At 76.7% G+C, this 21,425-nt stretch carries 1 protein-coding gene; it reads left to right on the top strand.

The features are described from left to right. Positions 1 to 312: 312 nt before the first annotated feature. The coding region (locus ACF07S_RS24650) for a type I polyketide synthase (RefSeq protein WP_391975132.1) at positions 313 to 21,425 on the top strand (21,113 nt) is incomplete at its 3' end.

Here is a 21,425-nt window from a genome sequence, read left to right as displayed (position 1 = left end):
GGGCCCATGGTCTGCGGAACTGTGTGCACGGCACGCGCGCTGCGCGCGTGCTCCGGAGGAGTTGCCGCGGCGGTCCCCGCCCGGCGTCGTGCCGGGGATCCGCCGCGGACAGGCGGGCCCCGGCACCACGCATGGCCCCCGCTGCCCGGCGCGTGACGTCCCGCGCCGGGCACGCCCGGCCGGCCCCCGACCCCGCCCTCCCCCTTCCTCCGGACACCCCGGTCGTCCCGCCGAACGGCCGCACCGGACACCCGGTGTCCCCACCGGACGGCCGGCCGTCCGCCGGTCTTCTTCCAGATGGGTTGCGTTGAAATGGACAAGGAACAGAAGCTCCGGGACTACCTCAAGCGAGCGAGCGCCGATCTGAAGCGTTCGCGGCAGCGGGTGAGCGAGCTGGAGGCGGCGGCCACCGAGCCCATCGCGATCGTCGGCATGAGCTGCCGCTACCCGGGCGGCGTGAGCAGCCCGGAGGACCTGTGGCGGATGCTGGTCGCCGGTGAGGACGGCATCACCCCCATGCCCGACGACCGCGGCTGGGAGGCCGCGATCGGCGACGGGCCCGCCGACTTCGCCGGCGGTTTCCTGCACGACGCGCCCGCCTTCGACGCGGACTTCTTCGGCATCTCGCCGCGCGAGGCGCTCTCCATGGACCCGCAGCAGCGCCTGCTCCTGGAAACCTCCTGGGAGGCCTTCGAGCGCGCCGGGATCGACCCGTCCGGCGTCCGCGGCAGCCGCACCGGCATGTTCGTCGGCGCCATGCCGCAGGACTACCGCGTCGGTCCCGACGACGACGTCCAGGGCTTCCAGCTGACCGGCAACGCCACCAGCATCCTGTCCGGCCGGCTCTCCTACTTCTACGGCGCCGTCGGCCCCGCCGTCACCGTCGACACCGCCTGCTCGTCCTCGCTGGTCGCCCTGCACCTGGCCGCGCAGTCGCTGCGCGCGGGGGAGTGCTCGCTGGCGTTGGCGGCCGGTGTCACCGTGATGGCCAGCCCCACCACGTTCGTCGAGTTCGCCCGCCAGGGCGGCCTCGCGGGCGACGGCCGCTGCAAGTCCTTCGCCGACGCCGCCAACGGCACCGGCTGGTCCGAGGGCGTCGGCGTCCTCGTCCTGGAGCGGCTGTCCGAGGCCCGCCGCAACGGCCACCACGTGCTCGCCGTGGTGCGTGGCTCCGCCGTCAACCAGGACGGCGCCTCCAACGGCCTGACCGCCCCCAACGGCCCCTCGCAGCAGCGCGTCATCGAGGCCGCCCTGGTCAACGCCCGCCTCTCCGCCGCCGAGGTCGACGCGGTCGAGGCGCACGGCACCGGCACCGTCCTCGGCGACCCCGTCGAGGCGCAGGCCCTGCTCGCCACCTACGGCCAGGGCCGCGACCCGCAGCGGCCGCTGCTGCTCGGCTCGGTGAAGTCCAACATCAGCCACACCCAGGCCGCCGCCGGTGTCGCCGGCATCATCAAGATGGTCATGGCGATGCGCCACGACCTGCTCCCGCGCACCCTGCACGTGGACCGGCCGTCCACCCACGTCGACTGGACCGAGGGAGCCGTCCGCCTCCTCACCGAACCCGTGCCGTGGCCGCGCCGCGAGAACGCCCCGCGCCGCGCCGGTGTCTCCTCGTTCGGCCTGTCCGGCACCAACGCGCACACCATCATCGAGGAGGCCCCCGCCGAGGAGCCCGCCGCGGACGGCGCTCAGGAGGCCCCCGCGGCCCCCGCCGTCGAGCCCGGCGTGCTGCCGTGGCTGCTGTCCGGCCGCACCACCGACGCCCTGCGCGAGCAGGCCGACCGGCTGCTGGCCCACCTCCGCGACCGGCCCGCGCTCACCGCCCTCGACGCCGCCCACGCCCTGGCGACCACCCGCTCCGCCTTCGAGCACCGCGCCGCGCTCACCGCCGCCGACCGCGACACCGCCCTCGCCGCCCTCACGGCGCTCGCCGCCGGCGAGGACGCGCCCGGCCTCACCGTCCGCCAGACGCGCGGCCGCCCCAAGCTCGCCGTGCTCTTCTCCGGCCAGGGCTCCCAGCGCCTTGGCATGGGCCGTGACCTGTACGCCCGCTTCCCCGTCTTCGCCCGCGCCCTCGACGAGATCCTCGGCCACCTCGACGCCGGACTCGACCGCCCGCTGCGCCCCCTCCTGCTGGCCGGGGAGGGCACCGCCGAGGCCGCCCTGCTCGACCGCACCGGGTACGCGCAGCCCGCCCTCTTCGCCCTCGAAGTCGCCCTGTACCGGCTGGTCGAGTCCTGGGGCCTCACCCCCGACCACGTCACCGGCCACTCCGTCGGCGAGATCGCCGCCGCGCACGTGGCGGGCGTCTTCTCCCTGGCGGACGCCTGCACCCTGGTCCTCGCCCGCGGCCGGCTGATGGAGGCGCTGCCCGAAGGCGGCGCCATGGTCTCCGTCGAGGCCACCGAGGACGAGGTGGCCCCGCTGGTCGCCGAGCGCGCCGACCGGGTGTCGATCGCCGCCCTCAACGGCCCCTCGGCGGTGGTCGTCGCGGGCACCGCCGCCGACGTCGACGCCGTCGCCGCCCACTTCGCCGCCCTCGGCCGCCGCACCCGCCGGCTGCGCGTCTCGCACGCCTTCCACTCGCCGCTGATGGAGCCGATGCTCGCGGAGTTCCGCGACGTCGTCGCCGGACTGTCCCCGCAGGCACCCGCGCTCCCCGTGGTCTCCAACCTCACCGGCGCCCCCGCCACCGTCGAGCAGCTCACCTCCGCCGACTACTGGGCCGACCACGTCCGCCACCCCGTCCGCTTCGCCGACGGCGTGTCCTGGCTGGCCGGCCACGGCACCGGCGTCTTCCTCGAACTCGGCCCCGACGGCACCCTGTCCGCGCTCACCCGCGCCTGCCTGGACGCCGCCGGACACGAGGACACCGCCGTCCTGCCCGCCCTGCGCAAGGACCGCCCCGAGCCCACCGCGCTCACCGAGACCGCCGCCGGCCTGTACCTGCACGGCGTTCCGCTGCGCTGGGAGCGCTGGTTCGAGGGCACCGGCGCCCACCGCGCCGACCTGCCGACCTACGCCTTCCAGCACCGCCGGTACTGGCCCAAGGGCGTCACCGGCACGGCCGGCGACGTACGGGCCGCGGGCCTCGGCGCCGCCCACCACCCGCTGCTGGCCGCCGCCGTCACCCTCGCCAACTCCGACGGGCTGCTGCTCACCGGCCGGCTCTCGGTGCGCACCCACCCCTGGCTCGCCGACCACGCGGTGCGCGGCACCGTCCTGCTGCCCGGCACCGCCTTCCTGGAGCTGGCGGTGCGGGCCGGCGACGAGGTCGGCTGCGACCGCGTCGAGGACCTCACCCTCGCCGCCCCGCTCGCCCTGCCCGAGGACGGCGGCGTCCAGGTCCAGGTGTGGATCGCCGGCCCCGACGACACCGGCCGCCGCACCCTCAGCCTCTACGCCCGCCCCGACGGCGACGACGACCAGCCCTGGACCCGGCACGCCACCGGCACCCTCGCCCCCGGCGCCCGCCACGAGGACGGCTTCGACGCGGCCGTGTGGCCCCCGGCCGACGCCGAGCCGGTCGACCTGGACGGCTTCTACGACTCACTCGCCGACGCCGGCTTCGGCTACGGCCCGGCCTTCCGCGGCCTGCGGGCGGTGTGGCGGCGCGGCGAGGAGACCTTCGCCGAGGTCGCCCTCGACGCCGGACCCGCCGGTGACGCGCCCTCCTTCGGCCTCCACCCCGCACTGCTCGACGCGGCCCTGCACGCCACCGCCTTCGCCCCGCTCGGCGAGGACGGACGCGGCGGCCTGCCGTTCTCCTGGCAGGACGTCACCCTGCACGCGAGCGGCGCCACCGAGGCCCGCGTGCGGCTCGTCCCGGCCGGCGACGACGCCGTGTCGATCGCCGTCACCGACGCCACCGGCGCACCCGTCGCCTCCGTGGCCTCCCTGGTGCTGCGCACCGCCCCGGACGCGCGCGCCACCGCGGCCTCCGCCCTGGAGCGGGACGCGCTGTTCGCCCTGGACTGGACCCGGATCACCGCCTCCGCCGACGGCACCGCCCCGCCCGCGGCCGCCGGTCTGCTCGGCACCGACCCCTTCGGCCTCACCGCCGCCCTGACCGCCGCCGGCGTGACGGTCACCGACGGCGGCGAGGGGACGCCGGACCTGGTGCTCGCCCCCGTCGCCGGCGCGGGCGAGGACCAGGTGCTCACCTCGGTGCACGAGGTCACCTCCCGCGCCCTCGGCCACCTGAAGGACTGGCTCGACGACCCGGCCCGGTCCGGCTCCCGGCTGGTCTTCGTCACCCGGGGCGCCGTCGCCACCGACGGCGGCGGCGTCACCGACCCCGCCGCGGCGGCCGTCTGGGGCCTGGTCCGCTCCGCGCAGACCGAACACCCCGGCCGCTTCGGCCTCCTGGACCTCGACCCGGCGTCCACGGCCGACCCCGCCGCCCTCGCGGCCGCCCTCACCGCCGACGAACCGGGGACCGCCGTCCGCGACGGCGCGGTCCTCGGCGCCCGTCTCGCCCGCGTCCGTCCGCCCGCCGAGCGGGACACCCCTGCCTGGAACCCCGACGGCACCGTCGTGATCACCGGCGGCACCGGCGGCCTGGGCGCCGTCCTCGCCCGCCACCTCGTCGCCGAACGCGGCGTACGGCACCTGCTCCTCACCAGCAGGCGCGGAGCCGACGCCCCCGGCGCCGCCGGACTGGCCGACGCCCTGCGCGAGTCCGGCGCCGAGGTCACCCTCCGGGCCTGCGACGCCGCCGACCCCGACGCCGTCGCCGCGCTGTTCGCCGCGATCCCCGAGGACCACCCCGTCACCGCCGTGGTGCACACCGCGGGCGTCCTCGACGACGGGCTCGTGGAGTCCTTCACCGCCGACCGCCTCACCGCCGTCCTGCGGCCCAAGGCCGACGCCGTCTGGCACCTGCACCGGGCCACGCGCGACCTCGACCTCGCCGCGTTCGTCGTCTTCTCCTCCTTCGCCGGCACCGCCGGAGCCCCCGCCCAGGCCGGCTACGCCGCCGCCAACGCCTTCCTCGACGCGCTCGCCGCGACCCGCCGCGCCTCCGGGCTGCCCGGACTCTCCCTCGGCTGGGGCCCCTGGGCGCCCGGCACCGGCATGACCGGCGAACTGACCGAGCACGACCTGCGCCGCCTGTCCCGCTCCGGCACGCCCCCGCTCACCCCCGAGGACGGCCTCGCCCTCTTCGACACCGCCCTCTGCCTGCCCCGCGCGGCCGTCCTGCCCGTCCGGCTCGACCTGGCCGCGCTGCGCGGCCAGGGAGAGGTGCCGCCGCTGCTGCGGGGCCTGATCCGGGCCCGCCGCCGCACCGTGCGCACCGGTTCCGAGGCCGCCCTCGGCCTCACCCAGCGGCTGTCCCGGCTCGACGCCGAGGCCCGCACCGAGACCGTCACCGACCTGGTGCGCGCCCAGGTGGCCGCCGTCCTCGGCCACGCCTCCGCCGCGGACATCGACCCCGAACGCGCCTTCCAGGACCTCGGTTTCGACTCCCTGACCGCCGTCGAGCTGCGCAACCGGCTCGCCGCCGTCACCGGTCTGCGCACCTCGGCCACCGTCGTCTTCGACTACCCCACGGTGTCCGCGCTCGCCGCCCACCTGCTGGAGGAGCTGACCGGCGGCGCCGAAGCGGAGGCGTCCGCCGCCACCCCGGCGGTCAACGCCGCCGCCACCGCCGAGGACCCGATCGTCATCGTCGGCATGAGCTGCCGCTACCCCGGTGGCGTCAGCTCCCCCGACGACCTGTGGCGCCTGGTCACCGAGGGCACCGACGCGGTCAGCGGGCTGCCCGTGAACCGCGGCTGGGACCTGGACTCCCTGTACCACCCGGACCCCGACCACCCCGGCACCTCGTACACCCGCTACGGCGGATTCCTGCACGACGCGGGCGACTTCGACCCCGGCTTCTTCGGCATGAGCCCCCGCGAGGCGCTGGCCACCGACTCCCAGCAGCGGCTGCTCCTGGAGGCGTCCTGGACCGCCGTGGAACACGCCGGCATCGACCCGGTCTCCCTGCGCGGCAGCCGCACCGGCGTCTTCGCCGGCGTCATGTACAGCGACTACTCCGCCACCCTCGCCGACGAGCGTTTCGAGGGACACCAGGGCAGCGGCACCGCGCCCAGCATCGCCTCCGGCCGGGTCTCCTACGCCCTCGGCCTGGAGGGCCCCGCGGTCACCGTCGACACCGCCTGCTCCTCCTCCCTGGTCGCCATGCACTGGGCGATGCAGGCCCTGCGCTCCGGCGAGTGCTCCCTCGCCCTGGCCGGCGGCGTCACCGTGATGTCCACGCCGACCTCCCTGATCGAGTTCTCCCGCCAGCGCGGCCTGTCGCCCGACGGCCGCTGCAAGGCCTTCTCCGACGACGCCGACGGCGTCGGCTGGTCCGAGGGCGTCGGCGTCCTCGTCCTGGAACGCCTCTCCGACGCACGCCGCAACGGCCACCGCGTCCTGGCCGTGGTGCGCGGCTCCGCCGTCAACCAGGACGGCGCCTCCAACGGCCTCACCGCACCCAACGGCCCCTCCCAGCAGCGCGTCATCCGCCAGGCCCTCGGCGCCGCCGGACTGACCCCCGCCGACGTGGACGCCGTCGAGGCGCACGGCACCGGCACCAGCCTCGGCGACCCCATCGAGGCCCAGGCCCTGCTCGCCACCTACGGCCAGGACCGCGACCCCGAACGCCCCCTGCTGCTCGGCTCGGTGAAGTCCAACCTGGGTCACACCCAGGCCGCCGCGGGCGTCGCCGGCGTGATCAAGATGGTCATGGCGATGCGCCACGGCGAACTGCCGCGCACCCTGCACGCCGACCGCCCCTCCCGCCACGTCGACTGGGAGTCCGGCGCGGTCGCGCTCCTCCAGGAGCACACCGCCTGGCCCGAGACGGACCGCCCCCGCCGCGCCGCCGTCTCCTCCTTCGGCATCAGCGGCACCAACGCGCACGTCGTCCTGGAGCAGCCCGCACCGCAGCCCGCGCCCCGCCCCGCGAGCACCGACGGCACCGACGCCCCCGCCGTCCTGCCGTGGGTCCTGTCCGGGCGCACCCGGCCCGCGCTGCGCGCCCAGGCCGCCCGCCTGCTGGCCCACCTGGACGAGCGCCCCGCCCTCGCGCCCGCCGACGTGACCCTCTCCCTGGCCACCACCCGGCCCGCGTTCGAACAGCGCGCCGTAGCCGTCGGCACCCCCGACGACGTACGGCGGGCCCTGACCGCCCTCGCCGCCGACCGGCCCGACCCGGCACTGGTCCTCGGCGAGACCGGCGGCGCCGGCCGTACCGCCCTGCTGTTCACCGGGCAGGGCAGCCAGCGCCCCGGCACCGGCCGCGGACTGTACGCCCGGTACCCGGAGTTCGCCGCCGCGCTGGACGAGGTCGTGGCGAAGCTCGACCCGCTGCTCACCGACCCGGAGACGGACACCGCGCCGCGCTCCCTCAAGGACGTCCTGTTCGCCGAGGACGGCAGCCCCGAGGCCGCCGCGCTCTACGAGACCGGCTGGACCCAGCCCGCCCTGTTCGCCCTCGAAACCGCCCTGTACCACCTGGTCCGCTCCTGGGGCGTGCGCCCCGGCGTGCTCCTCGGCCACTCCATCGGCGGCATCACCGCCGCCCACGCCGCGGGCGTCCTCTCCCTGGACGACGCCTGCGCCCTGGTCGCCGCGCGCGCCCGGCTCATGCAGGCGCTGCCCGAGGGCGGCGCCATGTACTCCGTACAGGCCACCGAGGACGAGGTGCTGCCGCTGCTGGACGGCCTGGCGGACCAGGTCTCCCTGGCCGCCGTCAACAGCCCCGGCTCCGTCGTGGTCGCCGGGGACGAGGACGCCGCCGAGCGCGTCGCCGCCCACTTCGCCGGCCAGGGCCGCACCACCCGCCGGCTGCGGGTCAGCCACGCCTTCCACTCGCCGCGCATGGACGCCATGCTCGACGCCTACCGCCGGGTCGCCGACGGCCTGACCTACCACGAGCCGGCCGTGCCGGTCGTCTCCGACCTCACCGGCCGCCCCGCCACCGGCGACGACCTGCGCACCGCCGACTACTGGGTGCGCCACGTCCGCGGCACCGTCCGCTTCGCCGACGCCGTGCGCGCCGCCCACGAGGCGGGCGCGGCCACCTTCCTCGAGCTCGGCCCCGGCGGCTCCCTGGCCGCCCTCGCCGAGGACACCCTCGGCGACGACGCCGGCACCGACGCCGTGCCGCTGCTGCGCACCGACCGCCCCGAGGACGTCAGCGCCCTCACCGCCCTCGCCCGCCTGCACGTGCGCGGGGTCCGCGTCGACTGGGCGGCCGCGCACACCGGCACCGGCGCCACCACCGTCGAACTGCCCACCTACGCCTTCCAGCACGAGACGTACTGGCCGGACACCACCGCCCCCGGCGCCCGCCGCGCCGCCTCGGACCCCGCCGACGCCGCCCTGTGGACCGCCGTCGAACGCGGCGACGCCGACGGGCTCGCCGGGCTGCTCGGCCTGCGCGACGAGGAGCACGCCTCCCTGTACGCGCTGCTGCCCTCGCTGTCGTCCTGGCGGCGCGCCCGCCAGGAGAAGGCCGTCCTGGACGCCGCCCGCTACCAGGTCGCCTGGCGGCCCGCCACCACCACCGGCGCCCCCGTCCTGGACGGCACCTGGCTGGCCGTCACCACCGCCGGCGACGAGGCCGACGAGGTACTCGACGCGCTGCGCGGCCACGGCGCCCTGCTCCGGCGCCTGGAGCTCGACGCCTCCCACCTCGACCGCGAGCGGCTCGCCGACGCCCTGCGCGCCGCCGGGGCCACCGACGCCGCCGGCGTCCTGAACCTGCTGCCGCTCGCCGACGGCCCCCACCCCACCGGCACGACCCCGGGGGACACCGCCACCGGCGGTCTCCCGCCCGGCTTCGCCCTCGGCGTCGTCCTCGCCCAGGCCTGCGGCGACACCGGCACCACCGCCCCGCTGTGGACGGTCACCCGCGGCGCCGTCTCCACCGGCACCGGCGACCCGCTCACCCACCCCGCCCGCGCCGCCCACTGGGGCCTGGGCCGGGTCACCGCCCTGGAACGCCCCGAGCAGCCGGGCGGCCTCGTCGACCTGCCGGCCGTCCTCGACGCGCCCGCGGCGCAGCGCCTGGCCGGCGTGCTCGCCGCCCGCGACGGCGACGACCAGGTCGCCGTACGCGCCTCCGGCGTACTCGCCCGCCGCGTCGTCCGCCACCCCGGCGCCGACCTGCCCCGCGAGGACGCCCTCACCGTCTCCGGCACCGTCCTCGTCACCGGCGGCACCGGCGGACTCGGCGCCGAGACCGCCCGTCTGCTGGCCCGCGCCGGCGCCGCCCACCTGATCCTCACCAGCCGGCGCGGCCCCGACGCGCCGGGCGCCGCCGAACTCGCCGCCGAACTCCAGGAGTCGGGCGCCCGCGTCACCCTCGCCGCCTGCGACAGCGCCGACCGCGACGCCCTCGCGGCCGTCCTCGCCGCCGTCCCCGACGACGCCCCGCTCACCGGTGTGGTGCACGCCGCCGGCGTCGGCCAGGCCGCCCCCCTGTCCGCCACCCCGCTGGCCGACACCGCCGCCGCGATGGCCGCCAAGACCCTCGGCGCCGCCCATCTCGACGCCCTGCTCGACGGCCACGACCTGGACTTCTTCCTGCTGTACTCGTCCGTCGCCGGAGTGTGGGGCAGCGCCGGGCAGAGCGCCTACGCCGCCGCCAACGCCTACCTCGACGCCCTCGCCGAGCACCGGCGCGCCCGCGGCCTGGCCGCCACCGCCGTCGCCTGGGGCCCGTGGGCCGAGATCGGCATGGCCCACGCGCACCACTCCGTCTCCGACACCCTCGAACGCAGCGGACTGCGCCTGCTGGCCCCCGCCACCGCCGTCACGGAACTGCGCCGCGCCCTCGTCCAGCGGGACACCGCGGTCACCGTCGCCGACGTCGACTGGGACCAGTACCACCCGGTCTTCACCGCCGTACGCGCCAGCCGCCTGTTCGACGAGATCGACACCGTCCGCGCCCTCGCCGCCCCGGCGGACGCCACCGCCGCCGTCTCCGAACTGGCCGGCCGGCTGCGCGGACTGACCGGCGACGAGCAGGAGCGGCTGCTCCTGGACCTGGTGCGCTCCGAGGCCGCCGTCGTCCTCGGCCACACCTCCGCCGACGGCGTCCCCGCCAAGCGGGCCTTCCGCGACGCGGGCTTCGACTCGCTGACCGCCGTGGAACTGCGCAAGCGCCTCGCCGCGCTCACCGGCCTCGCCCTGCCCACCACCCTGGTCTTCGACTACCCCAACCCGGCCGCCCTCGCCCGCCACCTCCGGGACGAACTCCTCGGCACCGGCGACAGCGCGCCGGCCGCCGCCGACGGCCCGGGCGCCACCGACGAGCCCATCGCCATCATCGGCATGAGCTGCCGCTTCCCCGGCGGCGCCCGCTCCGCCGACGCGTTCTGGCGGCTCGTCGCCGACGGCACCGACACCATCTCCGAGTTCCCCGCCAACCGCGGCTGGGACGCCGACGCCCTCTACGACCCCGACCCCGACAACCCCGGCACCACCTACTCCACCCTCGGCGGCTTCCTGCACGACGCGGGCGAGTTCGACCCCGGCTTCTTCGGCATCTCGCCCCGCGAGGCCGTCACCATGGACCCGCAGCAGCGGCTGCTCCTGGAGACCACCTGGGAGGCGTTCGAGCACGCCGGGATCGACCCCGCCGCGGTGCACTCCACGCCCACCGGCACCTTCATCGGCTCCACCTACCAGGACTACGGCGTCGCCATGGACGACGGCTCCGCCGGGCACGCCGTCACCGGCTCCAGCCCCAGCGTCCTGTCCGGCCGCCTCGCCTACACCTTCGGCCTGGAGGGCCCGGCGGTCACCGTCGACACCGCCTGCTCCTCCTCCCTGGTCGCGCTGCACCTGGCCTGCCAGTCGCTGCGCAACGGCGAGAGCAGCCTCGCCCTCGCGGGCGGCGCCACCGTCATGACCAACCCGATGTCGTTCATCGCGTTCAGCCGGCAGCGGGCGCTGGCCCGCGACGGACGCTGCAAGGCGTTCTCCGACGACGCCGACGGCATGACCCTCGCCGAGGGCATCGGCGTCCTCGTCCTGGAACGCCTCTCCGACGCCCGCCGCAACGGCCACGAGATCCTCGCCGTCGTCCGCGGCTCCGCCATCAACCAGGACGGCGCCTCCAACGGCCTCACCGCCCCCAACGGCCCCTCCCAGGTCCGCGTCATCCGCCAGGCCCTGAACGCCGCCGGGCTCGCCGCCGACGACATCGACGTGGTCGAGGCGCACGGCACCGGCACCGCGCTCGGCGACCCCATCGAGGCGCAGGCCCTGCTCACCACCTACGGCCAGGACCGCGACCCGCAGCGGCCGCTGCTGCTCGGCTCGGTGAAGTCCAACATCGGCCACACCCAGTCGGCGGCCGGCGTCGCCGGCATCATCAAGATGGTCATGGCGATGCGGCACGGCACCCTGCCGCGCACCCTGCACGCCGACCGCCCCTCCCGCCACGTCGACTGGGAGTCCGGCGCCGTCCGCCTCGTCACCGAGACCACCGACTGGCACAAGGACGACGCCCCGCTGCGCTGCGCCGTCTCCTCCTTCGGCATCAGCGGCACCAACGCGCACGCCATCCTGGAACAGGCGCCCGCCCCGGAACCCGTCGAGGCCGCCGAGACCGCCGAGCCCAGGCTCCCGGCCGGCGGCACCCTGCCCTGGATCCTGTCCGCCGCCGCCCCGGCCGCGCTGCGCGGCCAGGCCCGCAACCTCGCCGAGCACGTCACCGCCGCCGAGCCGCACCCCGCCGACGTCGGCCACACCCTGATCACCGCCCGCTCCGTACTGGAGCACCGCGCCGTCGCCCTCGGCACCACCGCCGGTGAACTCACCGGCGCGCTCACCGCGTTCGCCGACGGCGAGTCCACCGCCCAGGTGGTGAGCGGCACCGCCGACACCGACGGCCGCACCGTGTTCGTCTTCCCCGGGCAGGGCTCCCAGTGGGCCGGCATGGGCGCCGAACTCCTCGACACCTCACCCGTGTTCGCCGAGCGGCTGCACGAGTGCGCCGCCGCGCTCGCCCCGTTCACCGACTGGTCCCTGACCGACGTCGTCCGCGGCGCCGACGGCGCGCCCGACTTCGACCGCGTCGACGTCGTCCAGCCCGCCACCTGGGCCGTGATGGTGTCCCTGGCCGAGCTGTGGCGCGCCCACGGCGTCACCCCGGACGCCGTCGTCGGCCACTCCCAGGGCGAGATCGCCGCCGCCGTCGTCTCCGGCGCCCTGTCCCTGGAGGACGGCGCCCGCGTCGTCGCCCTGCGCAGCCAGGCCATCGGCCGCGTCCTGGCCGGCGCCGGCGGCATGATGTCCGTCCAGCTGCCCGCCGCCGAGGCCGAGGAGTACCTGGCCGCCCACGGCGGCGCCGTGTCCGTCGCCGCCGTCAACGGGCCACGCTCGGTGGTCCTCGCCGGCACCCCCGACGCGCTCGACGCCCTGCACGCCGAGTTCACCGCCCGGGACGTACGCGCCCGCCGCGTCGCCGTGGACTACGCCTCCCACTCCCCGCAGGTCGAGCGCATCCACGACGAACTCCTCGAACTGCTCGCCCCCGTGACACCCCGTCAGGCGCGGGTGCCGTTCCACTCCACCGTCACCGGAGAGATCCTCGGCACCGCCGCCACGGACGCCGCCTACTGGTACCGCAACCTGCGGCAGACCGTCCGCTTCGAGGACGCCGTACGCGCCCTCATCGGCGCCGGACACACCGTGTTCGTCGAGATCAGCCCGCACCCCGTGCTCACCATGGCGGTGCAGGCCACCGCCGAGGACACCGGCGACCCGGTCGCCGTCACCGGCACCCTGCGCCGCGAACAGGACGGCACCGGCCGCTTCCTGGCCTCCCTCGCCGAGCAGTGGGTCCGCGGCGGCCGCGCCGACTGGGCCGCCGTCTACGCCGGATGCGGCGCCCGCAGGACACCCCTGCCCACCTACGCCTTCCAGCGCGAGCACCTGTGGACCGAGGCCGCGCCGCCGCGCGCCGCGGCCGACGGCGATCCCGCCGACGCCGAGTTCTGGACCGAGGTCGAGCAGGAGGACGTCGACTCCCTCGCCACCCGCCTGCACCTGGACCGCGACGCCCTCGCCCCCGTCCTGCCCGCCCTGTCCACCTGGCGACGGCAGCGCCGTGACCGCTCCACCGTCGGCTCCTGGCGCTACCGCGCCACCTGGAAGCCGCTCGGCGCCCTACCCGACGCCGCCCTCACCGGCACCTGGCTGCTGGTCACCGCAGACGGCACCGACCCCGAGCACACCGCCGCCGTACGGGAGGCGCTCACCGCGCACGGCGCCGACGCGGTGCCGCTGCGCCTCGACGCCGCCGACACCGACCGCGGCCACCTCGCCGCCCGCCTGCGCGACCTGCCCGAACCCACCGGTGTGGTGTCGCTGCTGGCCGCCGCCGAGGACACCGGCACCCTCCACCCCGTCCTGCCCGCCGGGCTCGCGCTCTCCGTCACCCTGATCCAGGCCCTCGGCGACGCCGGCGTCGACGCGCCCCTGTGGGCGCTGACCCGCGGCGCCGTCTCCACCGGCCGCGCCGACCGGCTCACCCGGCCCACGCAGGCCATGGTGCACGGCCTCGGCTGGACCGCCGCGCTGGAACACCCGCAGCGCTGGGGCGGCACCGTCGACCTGCCCGAAACCCTCGACCACCGCGCCGCCCAGCGGCTCGCCGCCGTCCTCACCGGCAGCACCGGCGAGGACCAGCTCGCCGTCCGCGCCTCCGGCGTGCTCGCCCGCCGCGTCGCCCCGGCGCCCGCCCCCGCCGGCGGTCCCGGCTGGAACCCGCGCGGCACCGTCCTGGTCACCGGCGGCACCGGCACCCTCGGCCCCCACCTGGCCCGCTGGCTCGCCGACCAGGGTGCCCGCGACCTGGTGCTCACCAGCCGACGCGGCGACAGCGCCCCCGGCGCGGCCGAACTCGTCGCCGATCTCGCCGGACGCGGCTGCACCGCCACCGTCGCCGCCTGCGACGTCACCGACCGGGACGCCGTCGCCGCGCTCCTGGACCGGCTCGCCGCCGAGGGCCGCACCGTCCGCAGCGTCTTCCACACCGCCGCCGTCATCGAACTCCAGTCGATCGACGAGACCGGTCTGGACGCCTTCGCCAAGGTCGTGCACGCCAAGACCGCCGGCGCCGCCCACCTCGACGAACTCCTCGACGACGACCAGCTCGACGCGTTCGTCCTGTACTCCTCCACCGCCGGCATGTGGGGCAGCGGCCGACACGCCGCGTACGTCGCCGCCAACGCCCACCTCAACGCGCTCGCCGAGCACCGCCGCGCCCGCGGCGCCCGCGCCACCGCGATCTCGTGGGGCATCTGGGCCGACGACATGAAACTCGGCCGCGTCGACCCCGGCCAGATCCGCCGCAGCGGACTGGTCTTCATGAACCCCGAGCTGGCCCTCGCAGGACTCCGGGGGGCCCTCGACGCCGACGAGGGCGTCCTCGCCGTCGCCGACGTCGACTGGGACCGCTACCACCCGGTGTTCACCTCCTCGCGGCCCACCGACATCTTCGAGGACGTCCCCGACGTACGGCGGCTGACCGAGGAGTCCCAGGCCCGCGCCGCCGACGGCGGCGAGTTCGCCGGCTGGCTGCGCGCGCTGCCCGCCGGCGAACAGGACCGCCTCCTGCTGGACCTGGTCCGCTCCGAGGCCGCCACCGTCCTCGGCCACGCCTCCCCCGAGGTGCTGTCCGAGCGCCGCGCCTTCCGCGACGTCGGCTTCGACTCGCTCACCGCCGTCGACCTGCGCAACCGGCTCGCCGCCGTCACCGGCCTCACCCTGCCGAGCACCCTCGTGTTCGACTACCCGGACCCGCTCACCCTCGTCGCGCACCTGCGCGGCCTCATCGGCGGCCCCGGCACCGAGGACGGCGGACCGGTGCGCACCACCGCCGCCGTCGACGACGAGCCCATCGCCGTCGTCGCCATGAGCTGCCGCTACCCCGGCGGCATCACCAGCCCCGAGGCCCTGTGGGACCTCGTCGCGGCCGGCGGCGACGCCATCACCGGCTTCCCCGCCGACCGCGGCTGGGACGCCGACGCCCTCTACGACCCCGACCCCGACAAGCCCGGCACCACCTACTCCACCCAGGGCGGCTTCCTCCACGACGTCGCCGACTTCGACGCCGGCTTCTTCGGCATCTCCCCGCGCGAGGCCCTCGCCATGGACCCGCAGCAGCGGCTCCTGCTGGAGACCGGCTGGGAGGTCCTGGAACGCGCCGGCATCGACCCCGCCACCCTCCGCGGCAGCCTCACCGGCACCTTCATCGGCGCCAGCTACCAGGACTACACGGCGGGCGGCGCCTCGACCGAGGGCGCCGAGGGCCACCTCATCACCGGCACCATCTCCAGCGTGATGTCCGGCCGCCTCGCCTACACCTTCGGCCTGGAGGGCCCGGCCGTCACCCTGGACACCGCCTGCTCCTCCTCGCTCGTCGCGCTGCACCTGGCCTGCCAGTCGCTGCGCAACGGCGAGAGCACCCTCGCCCTCGCCGGCGGCGTCAGCGTCATGGCCACCCCCAGCGCCTTCACCGGCTTCAGCCGCCAGCGCGCCATGGCCCCCGACGGCCGCTGCAAGGCGTACGCCGAGGGCGCCGACGGCATGAGCCTCGCCGAGGGCGTCGGCCTCGTCCTGGTCGAACGGCTCTCCGACGCCCGCCGCAACGGGCACCCCGTGCTCGCCGTGATCCGCGGCTCCGCCGTCAACCAGGACGGCGCCTCCAACGGCCTCACCGCCCCCAACGGCCCCTCCCAGGCCCGGGTGATCCGCCAGGCCCTCAGCAACGCGAACCTCACCCCGGCCGACGTCGACGTGGTCGAGGGCCACGGCACCGGCACCGCGCTCGGCGACCCCATCGAGGCGCAGGCCCTGCTCGCCACCTACGGCCAGGGCCGGCCCGCCGACCGGCCGCTGCTGCTCGGCTCGGTGAAGTCCAACATCGGCCACACCCAGATGGCGTCCGGCATCGCCGGCGTCATGAAGATGGTCATGGCGATGCGCCACGGCACCGTGCCGCCCACCCTGCACGTGGACACCCCCTCCAGCCACGTCGACTGGAACTCCGGCGCCATCGACCTGGCCACCGGCACCGTGCCCTGGCCCGAGACCGGCCGGCCCCGCCGCGCCGCCGTCTCCTCCTTCGGCCTGAGCGGCACCAACGTCCACACCGTCGTCGAACAGGCCCCCGAGACCCCCGACGCCGACGAGGCGCGGACCGCGCCCGCCGTGGACCCCGCCACCCTGCCGGCCGGCGTGCCACTGGTCCTGTCCGCCCGCACCGCCCCCGCCCTGCGCGCCCAGGCCGGCCGGCTCCTCGACCACACCGAGGACCACCCGGACGTCCCGCTGCTCGACGTGGCCCACTCCCTGGCCACCACCCGCGGCACCCTGGAACACCGCGCCGCCGTCCTGGCCGGCGACCGCGACGGGGTCCTGCGCGCCCTGACCGCCCTGCGCGACGGCACCCCCGACGGCGCCCTCGTCACCGGCGCGCCCTCCCGGGGCCGCCTGGCCTTCCTGTTCACCGGGCAGGGCAGCCAGCGCGCCGCCATGGGCCGCGAACTGTACGGCCGCCACCCGGTCTTCGCGGACGCCCTGGACGACGTCCTCACCCGCTTCGACCGGGAACTCGAACACCCGCTGCGGGACGTGCTGTTCGCCGACGAGGGCACCCCGAACGCGGCCCTCCTGCACGACACCGCCTACACCCAGCCCGCCCTGTTCGCCCTCGAGGTGGCCCTCTACCGGCTCGTCGAGTCCTGGGGCACCGTCCCCGACAGCGTCGCCGGCCACTCCATCGGCGAACTCGCCGCCGCCCACGTCGCCGGTGTCCTCTCCCTGGACGACGCCTGCACCCTCGTCGCCGCCCGCGGCCGCCTGATGGCCGCCCTGCCGGCCGGCGGCGCCATGGTCGCCGTACAGGCCACCGAGGACGAGGTGCTGCCGCTGCTGGACGGCCTGGAGGACCAGGTCTCCCTCGCCGCGGTCAACGGCCCCCGCTCCGTCGTCCTGTCCGGCGACGGGGACGCCGTCACCCGGATCGCCGCCCGGCTCGCCGAGGACGGCCGCAAGACCCGCGTCCTGCGCGTCAGCCACGCCTTCCACTCGCCGCGCATGGACGCCATGCTCGACGACTTCGCGCGGGTCGCCCGCGGCCTCACCTACCACCTGCCGTCCGTCCCGCTGGTGTCCACCGTCACCGGCGAGCCCGCCGACACCGACGCGCTGCGCACCCCCGACTACTGGGTGCGGCAGGTCCGCGCCACCGTCCGCTTCGCCGACGCGGTGCGCACCCTCGCCCGGCAGGGCCACACCTCCTTCCTGGAGATCGGCCCCGACGGCACCCTGTCCGCCGCCGCCCGCGAGGTCCTCGACGCCGCCGAGGACACCGGCACGCCGGCGCACGCCGAGGTGACCACGGTGCCCGCGCTGCGCCGCGACCGCGACGAGGCCACCGCGCTCACCGCCGCCCTGGCCCGCGTCCACGTCCACGGCGCCCGCGTCGACTGGTCCGGCGTCCTGCGCGGCACCGGCGCCCGCCGCGTCGACCTGCCCACCTACGCCTTCCAGCACAGCCGCTACTGGCCCGACACCACCTACGGACCCGCCCCGACGACCGCGGCCGGTCCGGCCGACGGCGCGGACGCCGCGTTCTGGTCCGCCGTCGAGCGCGCCGACCTGCCCGCCCTCGGCGCCGACCTCGGCCTCGACGACGACACCCTCGCCGCGCTCGTGCCCGCCCTGTCCGCGTGGCGGCGCCGCCGCACCGAGCGGGCCGCCGCCGACGCCCGCCGCCACCGCGCCGTGTGGAAGCCGCTGGACGGCGCCCCCACCGCGCGGCCGGCCGGTACCTGGCTCGTCCTGCTCCCGGCCACCGGCCCCGGCACCGACGTGGCCGGACTGCCGGACACCCTCGGCCTGCAGGCCGTACGCGTGACCACCGACGGCCGGGACCGCACGGGCCTCGCCGGCCTCCTGCGGGAACTGCCGGCGCCCGACGGCGGCTTCACCGGCGTCCTGTCCCTGCTCGCCCTCGGCGCGGACGACCCCGACGCCGACGACCCCGCCGGCCTCGACGGAGTGCTGCCCACGGCCACCGCCGTACAGGCCCTCGGGGACGCGGGGATCCACGCCCCGCTGTGGATCCTCACCCGCCGGGCCGTCACCACCGGCCGCGCCGACCGCCTCGCCCACCCCGGGCAGGCCGCCGCGCGTGGCCTCGTCCGGGTCGCCGCCCTGGAACACCCCGAGCGCCGCTTCGGCGTCGTCGACCTCCCCGAACACCTCGACACCCAGGCCGTACGCCGCCTGGCCCACCTCCTGGCCGAACCCGGCGAGGAGACCGACCTCGCCGTCCGCGCCTCCGCCACCTACGCCCGCCGCCTGGCCCACCACCCCGCGCCCGACGGCCCCGCCCCCCGGCGGTTCGCCCCCGAGGGCACCGCCCTGATCACCGGCGGCACCGGCGCCCTCGGCGCCCACGTCGCCCGCCGCCTCGCCGAACGCGGCACCCCGCACCTGCTGCTGGTCAGCCGCCGCGGCCCGGACGCGCCCGGCGCCGGCGAACTCGCGGCCGAACTGCGGGAGCTGGGCGCCCAGGTGACGATCGCCGCCTGCGACACCGCCGACCGCGACGCCCTCGCCGCCGTCCTCGCGGCCGTACCCGCCGAGCACCCCCTCACCGCGGTGATCCACACCGCCGGCGTGCTCGACGACGGCGTGCTCCACACGCTCACCCCGCAGCGGTTCGACACCGTCCTGAAGGCCAAGGCGCACTCCGCCGCCCACCTGCACGAACTGACCCGCGACAGCGGTCTCACCGACTTCGTGCTGTTCTCCTCCACCGCCGGCAGCCTCGGCGCCGCCGGCCAGGGCAACTACGCGGCCGCCAACGCCTACCTGGACGCCCTCGCCGAACACCGCCGCGCCGCCGGCCTGCCCGCCACCTCCGTCGCCTGGGGCCCCTGGGCCGGCACCGGCATGGCCGGCGACGGCACCGGAGTGGAGGACCGCGTCCGCCGCGGCGGCTTCACCCCGATGAGCGCCGAGGACGCGCTCGCCGCCCTCGACACCGCCGTCGAGCACGGCGACACCGCGCTCACCGTCGCCGACATCGACTGGCAGCGGTACGCGGCGGTCTTCGCCGCCAACCGCCCCCTCGTCCGCGACCTGCCCGAACTGCGCGCCACCACCGCCGACTCCACGACCGCGGCCACGACCGCCGGTCCGGCGCTCGGCCGGGAACTCGCCGCGCTCACCGCACCAGCCCGGCAGCGGTACGTCCTGGACTTCGTGCGCGCCCAGGTCGCCGGCGTCCTCGGCCACCCCGACCCGGCCGCCGTCGAACCCGACCAGGCCTTCACCGACCTCGGCTTCGACTCGCTGACCACCGTCGAACTGCGCAACACCCTCAACGCCACCACCGGCCTGAAGCTGCCCGCCACCCTCGTCTACGACCACCCCACCACCCGCGACCTGGCCGCCCACCTCCTCACCGAACTGCTCGGCACCCTGCCCGAGCCGGCCGACGGCCGCGCCGCCGTGGACACCACCGGCCGCGCGAGCGACGACGACCCCGTGGTCATCGTCGGCATGGGCTGCCGCTTCCCCGGCGGCGTCGACTCACCCGACGACCTGTGGGACCTGCTGTACGACGGCCGTGACGCCATCACCGGCTTCCCCGCCGACCGCGGCTGGGACCTCGACACCCTCGCCCGCGGCGGCTCCGCCACCCTGGAGGGCGGATTCCTCGACGGCGCCGGCCTCTTCGACGCCGCCTTCTTCGGGATCTCCCCGCGCGAGGCCCTCGCCATGGACCCGCAGCAGCGGCTCCTCCTGGAGACCTCCTGGGAGGCCCTGGAGCGCGCCGGCATCGACCCGGCGGGCCTGCGCGGGAGTGCCACCGGCGTCTTCGTCGGCACCAACGGCCAGGACTACGCCACCATGCTGCGCCGCGGCACCACCGACGTGCAGGGCCACGCCGCCACCGGCACCACCGCCAGCGTCATGTCCGGCCGGCTGTCCTACACCCTCGGCCTGGAGGGCCCCGCCGTCACCGTCGACACCGCCTGCTCCTCGGCGCTCGTCGCCCTGCACATGGCCGCCACGGCGCTGCGCTCCGGCGAGTGCTCCCTGGTCCTGGCCGGCGGCGTCTCGGTGATGTCCAGCCCCGACGCCTTCGTGGAGTTCACCGCCCAGGGCGGCCTCGCCGGCGACGGCCGCTGCAAGGCCTTCGCCGACTCCGCCGACGGCACCGCCTGGTCCGAGGGCGCGGGCGTCCTGGTCCTGGAGCGCCTCTCCGACGCCCGCCGCAACGGGCACCCCGTGCTCGCCGTGGTCCGCGGCGCGGCCGTCAACCAGGACGGCGCCTCCAACGGCCTGACCGCCCCCAACGGCCGCGCCCAGCAGCGCGTCATCCGCGCCGCCCTCGCCGACGCCCGCCTCACCCCGGCCGACGTGGACGTGGTCGAGGCGCACGGCACCGGCACCACCCTCGGCGACCCGATCGAGGCGCACGCCCTCATCGCCGCCTACGGCACCGGCCGCGCCCCGGAGCACCCGCTGCTGCTCGGCACGGTCAAGTCCAACCTGGGCCACACCCAGGCCGCCGCCGGTGTCGCCGGCGTCATCAAGACCGTGCTCGCCCTGCGCCACGGCGAGCTGCCCCGGACCCTGCACATCGACACCCCGTCGACCCACGTCGACTGGTCCGACGGCACGGTCTCCCTGCTCCGCGAGCGCCGCGCCTGGCCGGAGACCGGCCGGCCCCGCCGCGCCGGCGTCTCCGCCTTCGGCGTCAGCGGCACCAACGCCCACGTCCTGCTGGAGCAGGCCCCGGCGGACACCGGGTCCCACGGCGACGCGGCTCCCGTGCCGCCCGCCGAGGCGCCCTGGCTCGTGTCCGCCCGCACCACCGAGGCCCTCACGGACCAGACCGAGCGGCTGATGTCGTTCACCGCCGCCCACCCGGACGTCCCGGCCCTCGACACCGCCTACACCCTGGCCGTCGGCCGCACCGCGTTCGAGCACCGCGTGGTGCTGCTCGCGGGCACGAGTCCGGAGGGCGGGGCGCCGGTCGAGGTGGCGCGTGGTCGTGCGGCCGAGCGGTCGCTGGCGGTGCTGTTCTCGGGGCAGGGTTCGCAGCGGGTGGGGATGGGGCGTGAGTTGTACGCCCGGTTCCCGGTGTTCGCCGAGGCGCTGGATGCGGTACTGGCGCGGTTGGACGTGGAGCTGGAGCGTCCGTTGCGGGAGGTGTTGTTCGCGGAGGAGGGTTCGCCGGAGGCGGGGCTTCTCGGCACGACCGGGTTCACGCAGCCGGCGTTGTTCGCTGTCGAGGTGGCGCTGTTCCGGCTGGTGGAGAGCTGGGGTGTGCGGCCGGAGTTCGTGGCCGGTCACTCCGTGGGTGAGATCTCGGCCGCGCATGT

The organism is Streptomyces sp. NPDC016640 (genome assembly GCF_043076215.1).
Lineage (GTDB): Bacteria > Actinomycetota > Actinomycetes > Streptomycetales > Streptomycetaceae > Streptomyces.
This window is presented reverse-complemented; position numbering and strand designations above follow the sequence as displayed.